Origin of the sequence: Pseudomonas brassicacearum subsp. brassicacearum (assembly GCF_008801605.1) — a bacterium.
Classification (GTDB): Bacteria; Pseudomonadota; Gammaproteobacteria; order Pseudomonadales; family Pseudomonadaceae; genus Aquipseudomonas; species Aquipseudomonas brassicacearum.
Genome location: NZ_VZPJ01000026.1, coordinates 1 through 18,227, shown reverse-complemented (window position 1 = coordinate 18,227; position 18,227 = coordinate 1). Strand labels below are relative to the sequence as shown.

Genomic DNA, 18,227 nt, shown 5'->3' with positions numbered 1-18,227 from the left:
TCGTGGGCACATGCCTGCTCTTGCTCGGCTTTAACCGCCGCTGCACACCCCGGTTTGTCTCACATTTCGCCGCTATGGCACGCATTCTGCGTAGCAACGCGTATACAAACCATGCCGGCTCCCGTGCGCAGTATGGTGAGCAGGTCGATGCGGGGGCACGGCGGTACTCAAAGGAGCCCCGCAATGTCCGAGCAATTGCCCAACGGCTACAGCCCCCGCCTCTATAACGAGGACCTGGGCCCGCTGCCGCAGAAATGGAATTGGTACAACATCTTCGCCTTCTGGATGAGCGATGTGCACAGTGTGGGCGGCTATGTGTTTGCCGCCAGTCTGTTTGCGTTGGGGTTGGCGAGCTGGCAGGTGTTGATTGCCTTGCTCGGCGGGATCTGCATCGTGCAGTTGATCGCCAACTTGGTCGCCAGGCCGAGCCAGCAGGCGGCGGTGCCGTATCCGGTGATCTGTCGGCTGGCGTTCGGGGTGTTCGGGGCGAATATTCCGGCGGTCATTCGCGGCTTGATCGCCGTGGCCTGGTACGGCATTCAGACGTACCTGGCTTCCAGTGCTCTGATCATTGTGGTGCTACGGTTTTTTCCTTCGATGGAAGCCTACGCGACGCCGCATTTTGCCGGTTTGTCCTACCTGGGCTGGTTCGGTTTCCTCAGCTTGTGGTTTGTCCAGGCGCTGGTGTTCTGGACCGGTATGGAATCGATCCGTCGTTTCATCGACTGGGCCGGACCGGTGGTCTATGCCGTGATGTTCCTGTTGGCCGGTTGGATCGTGTGGAAGGCCGGTTGGAGCAATATCAGCTTCACCCTGGCGGAAAAGTCCCTGTCTGGTTGGCAGGCGTTTGGCCAGGTGATCGTGGCGACGGCGTTGGTGGTGTCGTACTTTTCCGGTCCGACCCTGAACTTCGGCGATTTCAGCCGTTACTGCCGGAGCATGTCTGACGTACGCCGGGGCAATTTCTGGGGGCTGCCGGTGAATTTCCTGGCGTTCTCCCTGGTCACCGTGGTGATTGTTTCCGGGACCTTGCCGGTGTTCGGTGAAATGCTTCATGACCCGATCGCCACTGTGGCGCGCATCGACAACAGTGTGGCCGTCTTGCTGGGCGCCTTTGCCTTTGTGACCGCCACCATCGGCATCAACATTGTCGCCAACTTCGTCTCCCCGGCGTTCGACTTCGCCAACGTCGCGCCCAGCAAGATCAGTTGGCGCGCTGGCGGCATGATCGCGGCGGTGGCCTCGATTTTCATCACGCCGTGGAACCTGTTCAATAACCCTGAAGTGATCCACTACACCCTTGACGTGCTGGCGGCGTTCATCGGTCCGCTGTTCGGGATCTTGCTGGTGGATTACTACCTGATCAAAAAGCAGCAGATCGACGTGGATGCGTTGTTCAATGACGGGCCGAACGGGCGTTATTACTACAGTGGCGGCATCAACTGGACCGCGGTGAAGGCGTTGATTCCGGCCACGTTGATGGGCGTGGCGATCACCTTCACGCCGCTGCTGCAACCGATGGCCAACTTTGCCTGGTTTACCGGTTGCTTCCTTGGTGGGGTGTTGTATTTCGCTCTGGCGCGCCGCGAGCCGGCCGCGCAGCTGAACAAATCGCTCAGCCCGGCCGGCCAGGCCTGATCAACGCAGGGCAGTCTGGGCGCAAGGCCTCGCCGCGCCCTGGCTGGCGGGCCGCAGCAACAGGCCGCCGGCCAGCAGCAGACCGCTGCCGGCGATGATCAGCGCCGGTTGCAGGCCGCCGCTGAAATGGCTGCTCAGCGCCGCCAGCAGCGGCCCGCTGAGTTGGCCCACGGCAAAACAGGCGGTCAACAGGCCAGCGTTGCGCTGGGTGGCATGGGGCGCCAGTTCCCGGGAGCGCAGCATCACCAGTTGCATGCAGGCCAGGAACGGCGTGCCACACAAGATCACGCCCAACGCCAGGCCCGGGCCGCTGCCCAGCAGGCAGGCAAATACCCCAGCGGCTTGCAGCCAGAGCGTACCGATCAGCCAGCGACCGGTGGTGTTCGGGGTGGGGCGACGCAGGCTGACCAGCAACACACCGGTGGCGGCGGCCAGGCCGAAGCAGGGCCAGAACAGGTCCGCCAGCCATTGCCCGTGGAACTGCGCCGAGGCCATTTGCGACAGGAACGTGGCCGGAATGATGTAGCCCACGCCATACAGGGCGTACACCACGCCCAGTCGAGCGATGCCACGGTTCGGCGAGGCGGGAACCGGCGCGGCAACGGTCGCGGTCGCGGCGGGTTGCGGCAGGATCGGCAAAATCACCAATAGCATCGCCAGCGCCACGCCGGCGTACACCAGCCACAGAGTCGCGGAGGTCTGGCCCAGCAGGTTTGAGCCCAGAGCCAATAAGCCTGTCAGAAAAATCCCCAATCCAGGTCCGGCAAATACCAGGGCGCCGAGCCGTGGCCGTCCCGCCGCCGCTGCCAAGGGCTGGCTCAGGGCGGTGATCATCACCAGCACCCAGGCACTCGCCACGCCGGTGCCAAAGCGCAATGCCAGGTGTGGCCAGAAACCCCAGGCCCAGAACGAGGCCAAGGTCAGCAATACACACAGCCACAGGCCGCCGAGCAACCGTCGCCGCACCTGTTCCGGACGGCGGGCGAACATGGCGTCCAGGGCACCGAGGAAATAACCCAGGTAGTTGGCGGCGGCAATCAGACCGGCGGCGGTCAAGTCGAGCTGACCTTCGCCGATCAAATGAGGTAACTGGGGCGTAAGGGCGAAGCGGCCAATGCCCATGGCCATCATCAGCGCGATGAAACTGCCGAGCAGGCGAATAAGAGGTGACATGGTCGTTCTCCAGCGTCGAGGCGAATGACCGTCAGGCTAGGATCGATTGACTTTCATTAAAAATGAATAATAGTGAGTAACTTGTTCTTTTTTGGAGAAGGTTGTGGAGTTCAGCCAATTACGGATTTTCCAGGCCGTGGCCGAGGAAGGTTCCATCACCCGGGCCGCCGAGCGTCTGCACCGGGTGCCGTCGAATCTTTCGACCCGGCTCAAGCAGCTTGAAGAGCAACTGGGCGTGGACCTTTTCCTGCGTGAGCGTCAGCGTTTGCAGTTGTCACCGGCAGGAAAAGTCCTCTTGGACTATGCGGCCAAGCTGTTCGCCTTGCACGACGAAGCCCATGCGGCGGTGCAGGGCGGGCAACCGGCCGGGGACTTCCTGCTGGGCACGATGTACAGCACGGCGGCGACGCATCTGCCGGACTTGCTGGCGACTTATCACCGGGCGTATCCGGCGGTGAACCTGCAAGTGCAGTCCGGGCCGAGTGGCGAATTGCTCGAGGGCTTGCTCACCAATCGGCTCGACGCGGCGTTGGTGGACGGCCCGCTGGAGCTGGCGGGGCTCGATGGCGTGCCGTTGTGCGACGAGCGGTTGGTGCTGATTACCGAGGCCGATCATGCGCCGGTACGCAGCGCGCTGGATGTGCAGGGCCGCGCTGTGTTCACGTTCCGGCGTGGTTGCTCCTACCGGATGCGCTTGGAGGCCTGGTTTGCCCATGACCACGCGACCATGGGCCGGGCGATGGAAATCGAGTCTTACCAAGGGATGCTGGCGTGTGTGATCGCCGGGTCCGGGGTGGCGTTGATGTCGGAATCGATGCTCGCCAGCCTGCCGGGCCGCGAGCGGGTGGCGGTGCACCCGTTGGTCGAGCCGTTTGCCAGCGCCACGACCTGGCTGATGTGGCGCAAAGGCATGGTCGGGGCCAACCTCAACGCTTGGATTGAATTGCAACAACAGGCCTGGCCGCGAGCGTCCATGACGACGGCGCAATCGGCTTGAACTCCGGGAGGTGGATTTGGATCAATTCAGTAACAGATCATTGCAAACTGAGACGAGCATTGCGTAGAACATCGGACTATTATCAGTGCGAAGGGGCCACAGTAATTTGCCGCTCGTACCACCCTGAGGGGGCACCACGATGAAAGAGAAAATCCAGAATTGGCTTCACGACCTGGGTGTCGCGCTTGGCCTGATTGAGCCACCGATGCAACCGGTACCGATCCGCACCGATGACGAGCAACGCCGCCGCCAACCGCGCCGCCGGTAAACCCACCAGGATTTGGAGAGATCGCAGTTGCGGACCATTTCAGTCGAGATGGCCCGCAACTGCGATCTTTTTTATGCCTGAAGACAACCAATGTGGGAGCGAGCTTGCTCGCGATAGCGGTGGACCGGCATGCATTCATGTTGAATGTACCGCCGTCATCGCGAGCAAGCTCGCTCCCACAGGGATCTCATTGCCCAGGGTTGTCGGTCAAACCACCTTGGCCACCACGCTCGGCCGTGGCGACAACAAGCTCACCAGCACAAAACTCACCAGCGCCACGCTCAGGCTGTAGTAGATCGGCGTGTTGGCGTCCAGGCCGTCCTTGAGCATGAAGAACAGCGCGGTCAGGAAGCCCAGCGACATGCTGCTGATCGCGCCGGCGGTGGTGGCGCGTTTCCAGTAGATGGCACCGATCAGCGGGATCAGCATGCCGCCCACCAACAGGTTGTAGGCCAGGGTCAGGGCGCTGATGACGTCACTGACCACCAGGGCGATCACCAAGACCACCACCCCCATCAGCAGGGTCGCGATGCGGTTTTCGTGGACGTCGCCGCTGCCGCTTTCACGGCCCTGGCGCAGACGGGGCAGCAAGTCCTGGACGACGGTGGTGGACGCGGCGAGCAGGCCTGCCGCAGCGGTGGACATCAAGGCTGCCAGGGCCGCGGCGATCACCAATCCACGAATGCCGTTGGGCAGGCTGGTCTGGACGATGCTGGCGAAGGCGTTGTTGACGTTTTCCAGGTCCGGCAGCAACACCTTGGCCGCCATGCCGATCAACGCACCGGCCAGGCCGTACAGCACGCAGTACAGGCCGGCGGCGGTGCCAGCCACTTTGGCCACGCCTTCGCTGCGAGCGGTGAACACCCGCTGCCAGATGTCCTGGCCGATGAAGATGCCGAAGAAGTAGATCAGGAAGTAGGTGAGGATGGTGTCCCAGCCAATCGCGGTGAAGTCGAAGTAGCTGGCTGGCAATGCCGCCACCATCGCATCCCAGCCGCCGGCATCGACGATGGACATCGGCATCAGCAGGAACACCAGGCCAACGGTCATGATCAGAAATTGCACGATGTCGGTGAGGGTCAGCGACCACATGCCGCCGATAGTGGAATACAGCACCACCACGCCACCGCCCACCAGGATCGACACCCAGAACGGCAAGCCGAACAGCACCTGCATCACGGTGCCGATGGCGATGGTCGAGGTGGCGCCGATCATCAGCGCATAAACCAGCATGATCAACGCACTGGCCTGGCGCGCGGCCGGGTTGTAGCGGCGCTCCAGCACCTGGGTCACGGTGTAGATCTTGAGCTTGAGCAACGGCTTGGCGAGGAACAGGCTCAGGCCGACGATGCCCAGGCCGATGGCGCCGCACAGCCAGAATCCGGAAATGCCGTAGACGTAGCCCAGGCGCACGGTGCCAATGGTGGACGCACCGCCCAGCACGGTGGCGGCCATGGTGCCCAGGTAAAAGCCCGGGCCGAGATTGCGCCCGGCGACCAGGTAGTCGTCACGGGTTTTGGCGCGGCGCATGCCGTACCAGCCGAGGGCGATCATGCCAGTGGCGTAGAGAAGAACGACGATTAAGTCCAAAGCCATGGTGGCGTGTCTCCGATTGTCTTTTTTGTAGTGAAGTCGGGGCGAAACAGTGCACTGATCGTTCCCACGCTCTGCGTGGAAATGCCGCCCGGGATGCTCCGCGTCCCTGCATGACGCAGAGCGTCACTGGCTGCATTCCTACGCAGTGCGTGGGAACGAGCAACACAGGGATTTCGTTTGCTCGGATCAGGCGGTTTGCCTGAGGGCGGGTTTATCGATAGGCACCGAAGCGTCCTTGCTCCGCGGATCCCCTGGCCCATACACCGCCGCCGGCTCTGGAAACAGGCTCAGCAGTACCAGGTACACCACCGAGGCCAGGCCCAGGGTCACCGGCAGGCTGATGTCGATCCCGCCAGCCAGTTCCCCCAGCGGCCCGACGAACTGCCCCGGCAGGTTGACGAAGCACAACCCAACCAGCGCGCTGGGGATCCATGCCCCCAGGCCGCGCCAGTTCCAGCCGTGGCTGAACCAGTAGCGCCCGCCGGTTTCGCCGCGAGTGAACACTTGCAGGTCATCCGGGCAGTAGAAGCCGCGGCGTACCAGCAGGCCGATGATCATGATCACCATCCACGGCGTGGTGCAGGTGATGATCAGCACGGCGAAAGTCGAGACGCTCTGCACCAGGTTCGCTGCGAAGCGGCCGATGAAGATGAACGCAATCGACAGCACGCCGATCAGCAGCGTCGCCTTGACCCGCGACAGTACCCGTGGAAACACGCTGGACATGTCCAGGCCGGTGCCATACAGCGACGTGGTGCCGGTGGACATGCCGCCGATCACCGCGATCAGGCACACCGGCAGGAAGAACCAGCTCGGCGAAACCGCCAGCAATCCGCCCACGTAGTTGTTGGCCGCGATGTAGTCCGGTGCCTTGATCGCCACGATGGTGGCGGTGGCGAGGCCGAACAGGAACGGGATCAACGTCGCCAGCTGCGCAGCGATCACGGCCAGCATGATGCGGCGCTTGGGCGTGTCGCGGGGGATGTAGCGCGACCAGTCACCCAGGAACGCACCGAAGGAAATCGGGTTGCTCATGGCTACCAGCGCCGCGCCGATGAACGCCGCCCAGAAGCCCGGCTGGCCGAGGCTGACGGTGCCGGCGAACTGGCTGTCGAAGGTCGGTGCGAAAGCCAGGACGCCCAGCAAAAACAGCAGGCTGGCGGCCCATACGGCGATGCGATTGACCCACAGCATGAAGCGGAAGCCGTAGATGCACACCGTCAAGACCAGCAGGGCGAACAGGCCGTAGGCCAGGCCCAGGCTCAGGTCGGTCTCTGGCACGCCGATCAGCCGCTTGGCGCCGCCGATCAACGCGTCCCCCGAACTCCACACCGACAGCGAGAAGAACGCGATCGCGGTCAGCAACGAGAGGAACGAGCCGACGATTCGCCCGTGCACGCCGAAGTGCGCACCGGAAGACACCGCGTTGTTGGTACCGTTGAGCGGGCCGAACAGGCCCATGGGCGCAAGGATGATCGAACCCACCAGGACGCCCAGCACAATGGCCCAGACCCCGGCCTGGAACGACAGGCCGAACAGCACTGGGAAACTGCCGAGCACGGCGGTGGCGAAGGTGTTGGCGCCGCCGAAGATCAGGCGAAACAGGTCGCTTGGGCCGGCGGTTCGTTCGTGGTCCGGGATCTGTTCGACCCCGAAGGTTTCAATTTGCGTAAGGCTGTTGTCGTTATTGTTATGCATGATCTGCTCCGATCATAAAGGCGCGCCCGTCGTGTGCGGGCGTCACCTGTTGCTAAGGGATTGGCAGCCCTTCCGGCATTGCGGACAAATGTTCGTGGCAGGCCAGCCATAGGCCTTGTTGTTCTTGGCGAAACACAATGGTTTCGCGCTCCTGGCTAAAGTGAAGCTCCCCTTGCATGCGCAACTCGGTGGCCACGTCATGGATGAAAATCGCCACGTCCCCTTGCAGGCTGACAAAGGCGTTGCTCGAGGTGCAATTGAGCACCTCGAAGCCATCCTCGGACCGCCAGCGATCCCACAACGCCTGGTAGGCATCGCGGGACAACAGGGGTTGTTCGAGGGTGTAGAACACGAAACTCGCATCGGCGGTGAACGCGCCGAAGTAGGCGTCGCGGTCATTGCGGGCGAAGGCCGACACCAAATTTGCGGCGGCCTGGAGCACCTGGTCCTGTTCGTTCATGGGCGCACCTCAGCGATGAACCACGCCAGGCAGTACGCAGAGCATCTCGTACAGCAGGTTGGCGCCCAGCAGCGAGGTGTTGCCGGTGGTGTCGTACGGCGGCGAGACTTCTACCAGATCGCAACCGACCAGGTCGAGGCCCTGGCAGCCACGGACGATTTCGATCGCCTGGATGGTGGTCAGGCCGCCGATTTCCGGGGTGCCGGTGCCAGGGGCCCAGGCCGGGTCGATGCCGTCGATATCAAAGCTCAGGTACACCGGGCCGCCGCCGACTTTTTCACGCACTTCGGCCATCAGCGGGGCGAGGGATTTGTGCCAGCACTCTTCGGCCTGGACCACGCGGAAACCCTGGTTGCGGCTCCAGTTGAAATCATCGGCGGTGTAACCCTGGGCCCGCAGGCCGATCTGCACCACGCGGTCGCAATCGAGCAGGCCTTCTTCCACGGCGCGGCGGAAGGTGGTGCCGTGGGCGATCTTCTCGCCGAACATGTGGTCGTTCACATCGGCGTGGGCGTCGATGTGCACCAGGCCGACCTTGCCGTGTTTCTTGTGGATGGCCCGCAGGATCGGCAGGGTGATGGTGTGGTCGCCACCCAGGGTCAGGGGGATGACGTTGTGTTCGAGGATCTTGTGGTACGACTCCTCGATGATCCGCACCGCGTCCAGCAGGTTGAAGGTGTTGATCGGCACGTCGCCGATGTCGGCCACCGACAGCGAGTCGAACGGCGCGGCGCCAGTGGCCATGTTGTAGGGGCGGATCATCACGGATTCGGCGCGGATCTCCCGCGGCCCGAAACGGGTGCCGGCGCGCAGGGAGGTGCCGATGTCCAGCGGCACGCCAACGAACGCAGCGTCCAGGCCGGCAGCGGTTTGCAAATGGGGGAGTCGCATCATGGTGGCGATGCCGCCGAAGCGCGGCATTTCGTTGCCGCCCAGTGGTTGGTGAAGAATCTTGTCCACGGGTAGGGCCTCATCGTTGTTTTATTTATCAGGGGCCGATTCTGCGAAAAGCCTGGGATGGGAAGAATCGCTGGGGGCAAATACTTAGTTCAGATTTTTCTAAACTAATGCGGGGTGGGGCGATAGACTCGCGATTGATCTGTTGAAGCAACACTGTGGGAGCAAGGCTTGCCCGCGATGAAGTTCATGCGGTTTCCTCTAGAACCGAGGCGCCTGTATCGCGAGCAAGCTTTGCTCCCACAGATAAATCCCCTCGCCACAAAGTTTGCAGTGACCCGTCTGTATGGAGACACCCCCAATGGCCAACGCTCTACCCGACCTGAAACTGCTGCGCATTTTCGTCAGCGTGGTCCGGCACCAGGGTTTCGCCAACGCTCAACACGAGCTCAACCTGTCCACGTCGGCCATCAGCACCTACATGAGCCAGCTTGAGTCGGCCCTGGGCCTGGTGTTGTGTCATCGCGGCCGGGGCGGGTTCAGCCTGACCAGCAAGGGCGAGTTGTTCCATCAGGAAACCTTGCGCCTGTTGGGCGAGCTCGAAGGGTTCGAGCAGTACGCCGCCGCGCTCAAGGGGGAGCTGCGCGGCACCTTGAACCTGGGGGTGATCGACTCCACCGTCAGCGATAAGGCCTTGCCATTCGCCGAAGCCATCGGTGCCTACAGCCAGGAGCATCCGGCGGTGCATTTGCACCTGTCGGTCATGAGCCCTTACGAGTTGCAACTCGGTGTACAGGACAACCGCCTGGACCTGGCCATCGGTGCGTTTTCCACGCGCATGAGCGGGCTGGTCTACATGCCGCTGTACCGTGAGCAGCACTGGTTGTATTGCAGCAACCGTCACCCGTTGTTCAACGAGCGGCGCATCCCCGAGCAGGTCATCACCCAGCAGCGCATGGTCGGGCGCGGTTACTGGAGCCAGGCCGAACTGGCTCGCCATGGCTTCAAGCACAGCGCGGCGACGGTGGAGAGCATGGAGGCGCAGTTGATCCTGGTGTTGTCCGGGGCCTACGTCGGTTACCTGCCTGAACACTACGCCCAGGCTTGGGTCGACAAGGGCGACTTGCGCGTGCTGCTGCCGGCGACCTTCGGCTATCAGGCGCCGTTTTCGATGATCGTGCGCCGTGGCCGCAGCCGCGAGCCGCTGATCCAGACCTTCCGCGATTTGCTCAAAGCTCAACTGAATCAGGCCTGATCATGTCCAGAACTCAATGCCCGCGCTGTCAACGACCGCAAAGCCACTGTCTGTGCCCGTTGATCCCCAGCCTCGACAGCCGCACCCGCGTCTTGCTGTTGCAGCATCCCAGCGAAGTGAACCATGCCTTGAACACCGCCCGCTTGGCGGCGTTGGGGCTTAACAACGCTGAACTGATCGTGGGCGAGGTGTTCGAGGATTTGCCCAGGTTGCTCAATCAGCCGGGTTATCAGGCGCAGTTGTTGTTTCCGGCTGACGATGCGCGACCGCTGCAAGCCTATGCGCCCTGCGATGAGCCGTTGCTGCTGGTCGTGCCCGACGGCACCTGGCGCAAGGCGCGCAAGCTGCTGCACCTCAACCCGCTGCTGGCGGCGTTGCCGAGGGTGACGTTGGCCGAGGGCGGGGTGTCTCGTTATCGTTTGCGCAAGGCACCGGGGCCGGGAGCGTTGTCGACGGTGGAAGCGATTGTCCAGGCGTTGCAGGTGCTTGAGGCGCCGGCGAGCTTCGAGGGGTTGCTGAGGCCGTTCGAGGCGTTGATCGAGGGGCAGATTGCGGCGATGGGGGAGGAGGTTTTTCGGCGTAACCATGCTGGGAAATAATGGTTGTCCTCGCTGACGCCATCGCGAGCAAGCTCGCTCCCACAGTTGATCTTCAGTGCACACAAGATTTGTGGTCGCCACAGATCCAATGTGGGAGCGAGCTTGCTCGCGATGGCTGCCTCATGACCAGAGAAGAGCCCAGCTGGAACCTACCGCTCGCGCATCGCCTCGGTCCGCGCCTTCAACACCGGTTTTAGCAAGTAATCCAGGACACTTTTCTCCCCGGTAATGATGTCCACCGTCGCCACCATCCCCGGAATGATCAGCAACGGTTTGGTATCCCCGCCCAAGTGGTTTTTGTCGGTGCGCACCTGGATCAGGTAGAAGCTGTTGCCCTTGTCGTCGGTAATGGTGTCGGCGCCGATCAGTTCGAGTTTGGCGCTCAGCCCGCCATAGATCGTGTAGTCGTAGGCGCTGAATTTGACCATGGCTTTCTGGCCCGGGTGCAGGAACGCCACGTCCTGAGGGCGGACCTTGGCTTCGATCAGCAGGTTGTCTTCCAGGGGCACGATTTCCACCATGTCGTTACCTGGCTGCACCACACCGCCGATGGTGTTGACCTTCAGTTGCTTGATCACCCCATGCACCGGCGAGACTACGGTGGTGCGGGTCACGCGGTCGTCGATGGCGATGCTCGAGGCGGTGATTTTCGACAGTTCGGTGCGCTTCTCGTTGAGGTCCTTGGCTGCCTCGGAGCGAAAGGTCTGCTCCGATTCGTCGATCTTGCTTTTGATCTCGTTGATCGCCGATTCCGCCCGGGGAATGGCCAGGGTGGTGGCGTTGAGCGAACCGCGGATTTCCACCGCGCTGCGTTTGAGCCGCAGGATCTCCACCGGTGATACCGCCCCGGTGCGCACCAGCGGGGCAGACATGTTCATTTCTTCTTGCAGCAAGGCCAGGGCGGAGCTGAACTGGCCTTGCTTGGAGCGAAACTCTGCCAGTTCCTGAGTCTTCTGCCGCAGCTGTTCGGTCAGGGTGCGTTGTTCGCTGGCCAGGCGCCGTTGCCGTTGTTCGTACAGTGAACGCTCGTCCTCGGCCACTTGCGGGGCCTTGGCGATCACCTCGGTTGAAAGCTTGAACGGCCGGCCCTCGGCCTCGGCCGACAGGCGCTCGACCTGGGCGGTCAAGGCATAGCGGTCGGCCTCGCTCTCGCCCTTGTTCGACAGGAAACGCGTGTCGTCCAGGCGCAGCAGGGTGTCGCCCTTGTTCACCATCTGGCCTTCACGGACGAAAATCTCAGTGACGATGCCGCCCTCCAGGTTCTGGATCACCTGGATCTTGCTCGACGGAATCGCCTTGCCTTCGCCGGTGGTGACTTCCTGCAACACCGCGAACTTCGCCCACACCAGCCCAGTGATGATCAACCCGGCGGCCAGCCACACGGTAACGCGCGAGCGGCGGGGCGAATCCTGCAGCGTGGCGCCAGCGGTTTCCGGCATGAACTCGCTTTCGGCGCTTTTGCTGAAACTGCCGAAGTAGCTTCGGGCGGCTGAATCCGGTGTTTGAGCAGACATGGGGCGGTACCCGTCAGTGAGAGAAAATAAAGCCAAACACATACCTGTGGCTTGAGAGGGTTATCTGTGGGAGCAAGGCTTTTGTGGGAGCAAGGCTTGCCCGCGATACAGGCGCCTCGGTTCCAGTGAGACCGCATCGGCTTCATCGCGGGCAAGCCTTGCTCCCACACAAACCTGTTCCCACACAAACCTGTTCCCACACAAACCTTGCTCCCACAGGTTGCGGTGTTGTTTCTATACCGCCGCGGAGCCCACCCGGCCCTTGCGCAGCGCATCGATCACCGCCTCTTTCGGGCCATCGGCCACGATCCGGCCGTTATCCAGCACCACCAGGCGGTCCACCAGGCTCAGCATCGAGGTGCGGTGGGTGACCAGCAGCACGGTCTTGCCCTGTACATGGGTATGCAGCTTTTGCCGCAAGACGTCTTCGCTGCTGTTGTCCATGGCGCTGGTGGGTTCGTCCAGCAGCAGGATCGGCGGGTCGAGCAGCAAGGCCCGGGCCAGTAGCACGGCCTGGCGTTGGCCGCCGGAGAGCAGTTGCCCGCGCTCGCCCACCGGGCGGTCGAAACCTTGGGGATGTTGGCGCGCCAGTTCGGTGACACCGGTCAGTTCCGCCACTTCCAGCATGCGCGCGTCGCTGATGTAGCGGGCGCCCAAGGTGAGATTGTCCCGCAGGCTACCGGCCAGCAGCGGCAGGTCATGGGCGACGTAGCCGATCTGTTGGCGCAGGTCGGCGACGTCCAGTTGCCGCAGGTCCAGGCCGTCGAGCAGCAACTGGCCTTCCTCCGGCGCGTAGAAACCCATCACCAGGCGCGCCAGGGTGCTCTTGCCCGAGCCACTGCGGCCGATGATCCCGACCCGTTCGCCGGGCTTGAGGCTGAAGCTGATATTGGCCAGCGCCGGAGTGCTCTGGCCGTTGTAGTGGAAGGTCACGCCACTGACGTCCAGCGCGCCCTGCAACTGGGTGCGATCCAACGGCCGTTGTTTGGCATCGCGTTCCTGGGGCAGCGCCATCAAGGCATCGGTGCTGCGCATGGTGAGCTGGGCTTGCTGGTAACGGGTGATCAGCCCGGCGATCTGCCCCAGCGGCGCCAGTACTCGGCTGCCGAGCATGTAGGTCGCCACCAGCGCGCCGACGCTGAGGTTGCCGGCGATGATGCTGTAGACCCCGGCGACGATGGTCGCCATGCCCGCCAGTTGTTGCAGGAACAACGTGCCGTTGGTCGCCAGTGCCGACAGATTGCGCGCATGGCTGTCCAGGCGGGTGAGGGCGCCGTGGGTGCTTTCCCACTGATGCTGGCGCTCGCTCTCGGCGCTGCAGGCCTTGAGGGTTTCCAGGCCGCCGAGGGTTTCGATCAGCAGTGCCTGGCGCTGGGCGCCCAGGGCCAGGCTTTTTTCCACGGTGTCGCGCAGGCGCGCCTGGATGATCATTGCGAAGACAATGGTGATTGGAAACGCCACCACCGGAATCACCACCAGCCAGCCACCCAGCAGGCCGATCACCACCAGCATCAGCAGGGCGAAGGGCAGGTCGATCAGGCTGGTGAGGGTCACTGCCGTGAGGAATTCGCGCAGGCCCTGGAAGTCGTGGATGCTCTGGGCGAAGCCGCCGATGGTCACTGGCTTGGCCTTCATCGCCATGCCGGTGATGCGCTCGAACAGGGTGGCGGAGAGAATCACGTCGGTTTTCTTGCCGGCGGTGTCCAGCAGATGGGCGCGCACTACCCGTAACACCAGTTCGAAGCCGGTGCCGATCAACAACCCCACGGCCAGCACCCACAAGGTCGACGTGGCCTGGTTCGGCACCACGCGGTCGTAGGTCTGCATGACGAACAGCGGCACCATCAGGCCCAGCAGGTTAATCAGGAAACTCGCCAGGATCGCGTCGCTGTACAGCCAGCGCGACAGTTTCAAGGTGTCGCGAAACCACGCCTCGACCCGCGGCACCAGGGGCGCGCGCAGGTCTTCGAGTTCATGGCGCGGCCGGGCGAACAAGGCCTGGCCACTGTAGTCGAGGTTCAGTTCCTTGCGGCTGACCCACTGCTCGCCGCCGTCGGCTTCGCTGGGCAGGATCAGCGCCTTGCCATCCTCGCCCCAGCGCCTGAGTACCGCACAGCGGCCCCCCGCCAGGATCAGCATCACTGGCAGGTTCAGGGGCGAGATATCCGCCAGCTCACGACGCAACAGTCGCGCCTGCAAGCTTGCCCGGGCCGCTGCGCGTGGCAGCAGGTCCAGGCTCAAGCGTTGGTGCGCCATAGGAAGCCCGGCGCTGAGGCTGGCGCGGCTGACCGTCGCACCATGGAGTTTGCAGAGGATCAACAGACCGTCCAGCAAGGGATCATCGAAATTCAGGCGCGGATCGGCGCCAAGGGTTGCGGGTTCCATGCTGGTCACATTGTTCGCTCCCATTTTTTTTGGAGGGGGCTACTTCAGTTCCGGCAGCCGAGCCTGGTTCTTGACTTCGGTCTGCGCGACCGCATCGGCCGGTAGCACGATCCGTTGTTTGTGCAGCAGCAGGCCCATGTTCGCCAGTACCCGGTACATCGAGTACTCCTCGGTGTAGCGCACCTCGGTGTAGCGACGGTTGGCGTTGTACAGCTCGTTTTCGCTGTCGAGCACGTCGAGCAAGGTCCGCTGGCCGAGACCGAACTGATCCTGGTAGGCGGCGCGCACGCGGGAAGTGGTTTCGGCGTATTCGCGGGCGGTGGGGGTCTGTTTACGGGCGTTGAGCATCGCGTTCCAAGCCAGGCGCGTGTCTTCGTTGAGCTGGCGCAGGGCATTGTTGCGGATATCCATGGCCTGGTTGATCTGGTGAGCATTGGACGCCAGCCGCGCCTTGTCGCTGCCACCGCGGAACAGGTTGTAGTTCATCACCACGCCGACCCGCCAGTTGTTGTCGTGGCCTTCTTCACCACCGATGTTGTTATTGGCGCCCACCGCCGCCTCGGCGTCGAAGCGCGGGTAGAACGGCGACTTCGCCACTTCGTACTGGCTCTCGGCGGACTGTATGTCGGCCTGGGCCGATTTCAGGTACGGGTTGTTATCCACCATGCTTTGCTGGGCTTCGCGCAGGTCGGCAGGCAGTTCGCCTTTGGTCGAGGGCGGCGTTTCCAGTTCATCGGGCATGCGCCCGACCACGCTGTAGAAGTTCGTCTCGGCGTCGGCCAGGTCGACCTGGGCGGTGTCGTAGTTGTTTTCCGCCAGGGCCCGACGGGCGTTGGACTGGTCGGAGTCGGCCGTACTGCCCACCCCGCGCTGGGTGCGCAGGCCGATCTGGTCGTTGACCCGCAGGTGCGCTTGCAGGTTGTTCTTGGCCAGGGTCACCAGTTCGCGACGCTTGAGCACTTCCAGGTAGACCTCGATGGTGCGCAGCGCCAGATCCTGGGCGGTGCCCTGGGCGTAATAGGCCCGGGAGTTGACCACGCCCTGGGTGCGTTCCACTTCATTGGCGGTGTTGAACCCGTCGAAGATCATCTGTCGCAGGCGCAGCTCCGATTGGGTGTAGGTCAGGATATTGGTGTGGTGATTGCCCAAGGCCCGGGTGTTGGTGTTGTCGCTATAGCCACGACCGTAACCGGCATTCAAATCCACCGACGGGAAAAAGCCCCCTCGGGCGACCTTGACGTCTTCATTGGCCGACAGACGGCTGTCCACCCGTTGTGCCAGCTCAGGGTGAGTGGCAATGGTGCTCTGGATCGCTTCGGTCAAGGACATGGCCTGCGCCTGAGAGGAGCAGGCCATGGCCAGCAAAACCGCGCTGCAGAGGGGGGTTAGAACGCGCATGGGGTGCATCTCCTGAGGTCCGTAGTGCTTCGCTTGTCGCCAAAATATTGACGTGTTTAAGATCAAAACCGTTTCAACCTTGTAACAACACAGCTAAGAACATCCTGAGCAAAACCTAAGAAGAATTTCTCATAAGACTTATGCCGAAAAAAACTTATGTACTTGAAAAAAACCGGCACATTGTTCAAAGCGAAAGCCTTTGAATCTGCGGGTTCTGACGGCTTTTAGGCGTCAATAAAAGTTCCATGCAGATTTTTAAGCAATGTGAAGAAATGTCGAAAGGGCGATCTGTGAGGTGGTTTTTGGTGACGGTTTTTTGTCGTTTTGGCGAATTGCTAGCACCTTCTTCTTTCACGAAAGCTGGCAGATTTTCCAGCTTTTTGGATCGCCAAACCTGAGGACGGATTCTTCACTCAGACAGGTGCCGATTGCGGTCGGCAACGGAGGAAATGCACATGGCAGCGCTCATCGGTATCGTCAGCAAAGTGGTCGGGCAAGTTTTCGCAGAAGCGGCCGGTGGCCTGCGGCGGCCTCTGGTCGAAGGCGATCGGCTTTATGCCGGCGAACACCTGGTCACCGGTGCCGAAGGGGCCGTGGCGGTTCATCTGCAGAACGGCCAGTCATTGACCCTGGGTCGCGGAAGCAACCTGACCCTGACCCCGCAGTTGCTCGCCAACCATGCGCCTCATGTCGACACGCCTGACGCGGCGACACCGAGTAATGCGCAACTGACCGATGTGCAAAAGCTGCAGCAAGCCATCGCTGCCGGTGCCGACCCGACCCAGACCGGTGAAGCCACGGCCGCCGGCCCCGAAGGTGGCAACCCGGGGGGCGTGGGCGGCGGGCACAGTTTTGTGCTGCTGGAAGAAGTCGGTGGGGAGGTCGATCCGCAGATCGGTTTTCCGACGGCCGGGTTCAATGGGATTCCCGAGTTTCCGCAGCTGCGCCTGGCCGGTGATCCGGATAACACGGGCGACAATGCAGCCGTGCCGCCGGTGACACCGGATAACCCGGTGACCCTCGACGGGGTCGATGTCGAGGGCGGCGAACTGACCACCAACGAAGCCAATCTGGCCGATGGTTCGGCCAGCAATCCGGGGGCGCTGGTGCAAAATGGCACCTTCACGGTTTCCGCGCCTGACGGGCTGACCAGCCTGAGCATCGGCGGCATCAACGTGATCACCGGCGGTGTGCCCGCAGGCTTCCCCCAAACCGTCACTTCGGCGCTGGGTAACACGTTGACCATCACCGGCTATGACCCGGCCACGGGGGTGGTCAGCTACAGCTACACCCTGACGGACAATGAAACCCATCCTGCCGGTGGTGGTGCCAACAGCATCACCGAGCAGTTCCCGGTGGTGGCCGTCGACACCGACGGCGACACGGCCACCGGCACCCTGGACGTCAACATTACCGATGACGTGCCCCAGGCGATCGACGACAGCCACGCCAACACGGCGTCGGAAACCCTGGTAACCCTCACCGGCAACGTATTGCCCAACGACCATCAGGGCGCCGACCGGATTCCCACCGGTCCCGACAGCGGGCCGATCATTGGCGGCACGTTCACCGGCACCTACGGCACCCTGGTGCTCAACCCCAACGGCACGTACACCTACACCCTGAACACCAGCGACCCGCAATTCGTCGCGTTGCATGGCGGGGGCAGTGGCACCGAGACGTTCACCTACACGCTGACCGATGCCGACGGCGATACCAGCACCGCGAATTTGGTGCTGCAGGTGCACAACAACGACGATCCAGTGGTGTTGGTGGGCCTGAATGCTGAGGGTGGCGAGCTGTCATTGCAGGAGAAAAACCTCAGCGACGGCAGCAGTCCGGATGCACCGGCGCTGACCCAGAGCGGCACGTTCACCGTGACTGCGTTGGACGGTGTGCAAACCTTGAGTGTTGGCGGCATCAATGTGGTGACGGGTGGTGTGGCAGCCGGCTTCCCACAGTCGATTACCACCGCGCTGGGCAACACCCTGACTATCACCGGTTTCAACGCTGCGACTGGGGTGGTCAGCTACAGCTACACCTTGCTGGATAACGAAGCCCATCCAAACGCCAACGGCGCCAACAGCGTTAGCGAACAGTTCGCAGTGGTCGCCACCGACGATAACGGCACCACCGCCAACGGCAACCTGGACGTGAACATCGTCGACGACTTGCCTAAAGCCGTGGATGACAGCAACGCCAGTACAGCCTCGGAAACCAATCTGACCCTGACCGGCAGCGTGCTGACCAACGATACTCAAGGTGCGGACCATGTGGCCTCCGGCCCAATCACCCCCGGCACTTTCACCGGTACTTACGGCACCCTGGTGCTCAATGCCGACGGTTCCT

Annotated in this window: 14 protein-coding genes; 6 read left to right on the top strand and 8 right to left on the bottom strand. The window is 62.5% G+C overall.

All coding sequences use genetic code 11. The annotated features are described in order from the left end of the window. Nucleotides 1-183: 183 nt before the first annotated feature. Entirely contained in the window at nt 184-1,638 is a 1,455-nt protein-coding gene (locus F7R20_RS31105) for an NCS1 family nucleobase:cation symporter-1 (protein WP_003198965.1), read from the top strand. Here the strand turns inward: F7R20_RS31105 and F7R20_RS31100 are convergent, their stop codons facing one another. Next, nucleotides 1,639-2,811, bottom strand: coding sequence for an MFS transporter (locus tag F7R20_RS31100; RefSeq protein ID WP_003198968.1), 1,173 nt, complete (start codon nt 2,809-2,811; stop codon nt 1,639-1,641). A gap of 103 nt (nt 2,812-2,914) precedes the next feature. On the opposite strand from F7R20_RS31100, the gene ptrR reads away from it, so the two are divergent. Continuing rightward, nucleotides 2,915-3,808, top strand: coding sequence for a putrescine utilization regulator PtrR (gene ptrR, locus F7R20_RS31095; RefSeq protein WP_003198970.1), 894 nt, complete (start codon nt 2,915-2,917; stop codon nt 3,806-3,808). A 139-nt stretch (nt 3,809-3,947) separates the two neighbouring features. Further along, nucleotides 3,948-4,076 (top strand): PA1414 family protein, encoded by a 129-nt coding sequence (locus F7R20_RS32120; RefSeq protein WP_003198971.1) that lies wholly within the window; start codon nt 3,948-3,950, stop codon nt 4,074-4,076. Nucleotides 4,077-4,283: 207 nt separating this feature from the next. Here the strand turns inward: F7R20_RS32120 and F7R20_RS31085 are convergent, their stop codons facing one another. From F7R20_RS31085 to speB, 4 genes are all read right to left on the bottom strand, one after another. Continuing rightward, nucleotides 4,284-5,672, bottom strand: coding sequence for a sodium:solute symporter (locus F7R20_RS31085; RefSeq protein ID WP_003198973.1), 1,389 nt, complete (start codon nt 5,670-5,672; stop codon nt 4,284-4,286). A 186-nt stretch (nt 5,673-5,858) separates the two neighbouring features. Further along, nucleotides 5,859-7,373 carry a purine-cytosine permease family protein gene (locus tag F7R20_RS31080; RefSeq protein WP_232002359.1) on the bottom strand — a complete coding sequence of 505 codons (1,515 nt, stop codon included), beginning with the start codon at nt 7,371-7,373 and terminating at the stop codon, nt 5,859-5,861. A gap of 49 nt (nt 7,374-7,422) precedes the next feature. After that, entirely contained in the window at nt 7,423-7,830 is a 408-nt protein-coding gene (locus F7R20_RS31075; protein ID WP_003198977.1) for a YybH family protein, read from the bottom strand. Between the two features lie 9 nt (nt 7,831-7,839). Then, nucleotides 7,840-8,790: an agmatinase gene (gene speB, locus F7R20_RS31070; RefSeq protein ID WP_003198979.1), complete on the bottom strand. Its 951-nt coding sequence runs from the start codon at nt 8,788-8,790 to the stop codon at nt 7,840-7,842. A 298-nt stretch (nt 8,791-9,088) separates the two neighbouring features. On the opposite strand from speB, the gene F7R20_RS31065 reads away from it, so the two are divergent. Both F7R20_RS31065 and F7R20_RS31060 read left to right on the top strand, forming a co-directional pair. Further along, nucleotides 9,089-9,982: a LysR family transcriptional regulator gene (locus F7R20_RS31065; protein WP_003184133.1), complete on the top strand. Its 894-nt coding sequence runs from the start codon at nt 9,089-9,091 to the stop codon at nt 9,980-9,982. 2 nt (nt 9,983-9,984) lie between these two features. After that, nucleotides 9,985-10,581 (top strand): tRNA-uridine aminocarboxypropyltransferase, encoded by a 597-nt coding sequence (locus F7R20_RS31060; RefSeq protein WP_003198983.1) that lies wholly within the window; start codon nt 9,985-9,987, stop codon nt 10,579-10,581. A 149-nt stretch (nt 10,582-10,730) separates the two neighbouring features. Here F7R20_RS31060 and F7R20_RS31055 read toward each other — a convergent pair whose 3' ends face one another. The 3 genes from F7R20_RS31055 to F7R20_RS31040 all read right to left on the bottom strand — a co-directional run bounded on the left by F7R20_RS31055 (nt 10,731) and on the right by F7R20_RS31040 (nt 15,878). Beyond that, nucleotides 10,731-12,095, bottom strand: a complete 1,365-nt coding sequence (locus F7R20_RS31055) for an HlyD family type I secretion periplasmic adaptor subunit (RefSeq protein ID WP_003198985.1) — start codon at nt 12,093-12,095, stop codon at nt 10,731-10,733. Between the two features lie 234 nt (nt 12,096-12,329). Then, nucleotides 12,330-14,489: a type I secretion system permease/ATPase gene (locus F7R20_RS31045; RefSeq protein ID WP_033028176.1), complete on the bottom strand. Its 2,160-nt coding sequence runs from the start codon at nt 14,487-14,489 to the stop codon at nt 12,330-12,332. 30 nt (nt 14,490-14,519) lie between these two features. Next, on the bottom strand, nt 14,520-15,878 hold the full coding sequence (locus tag F7R20_RS31040) for a TolC family outer membrane protein (protein ID WP_003198989.1): 1,359 nt from the start codon (nt 15,876-15,878) through the stop codon (nt 14,520-14,522). 455 nt (nt 15,879-16,333) lie between these two features. On the opposite strand from F7R20_RS31040, the gene F7R20_RS31035 reads away from it, so the two are divergent. Beyond that, nucleotides 16,334-18,227, top strand: a 1,894-nt coding sequence (locus F7R20_RS31035) for a retention module-containing protein (RefSeq protein ID WP_151180628.1), incomplete at its 3' end; no start/stop codon positions are given.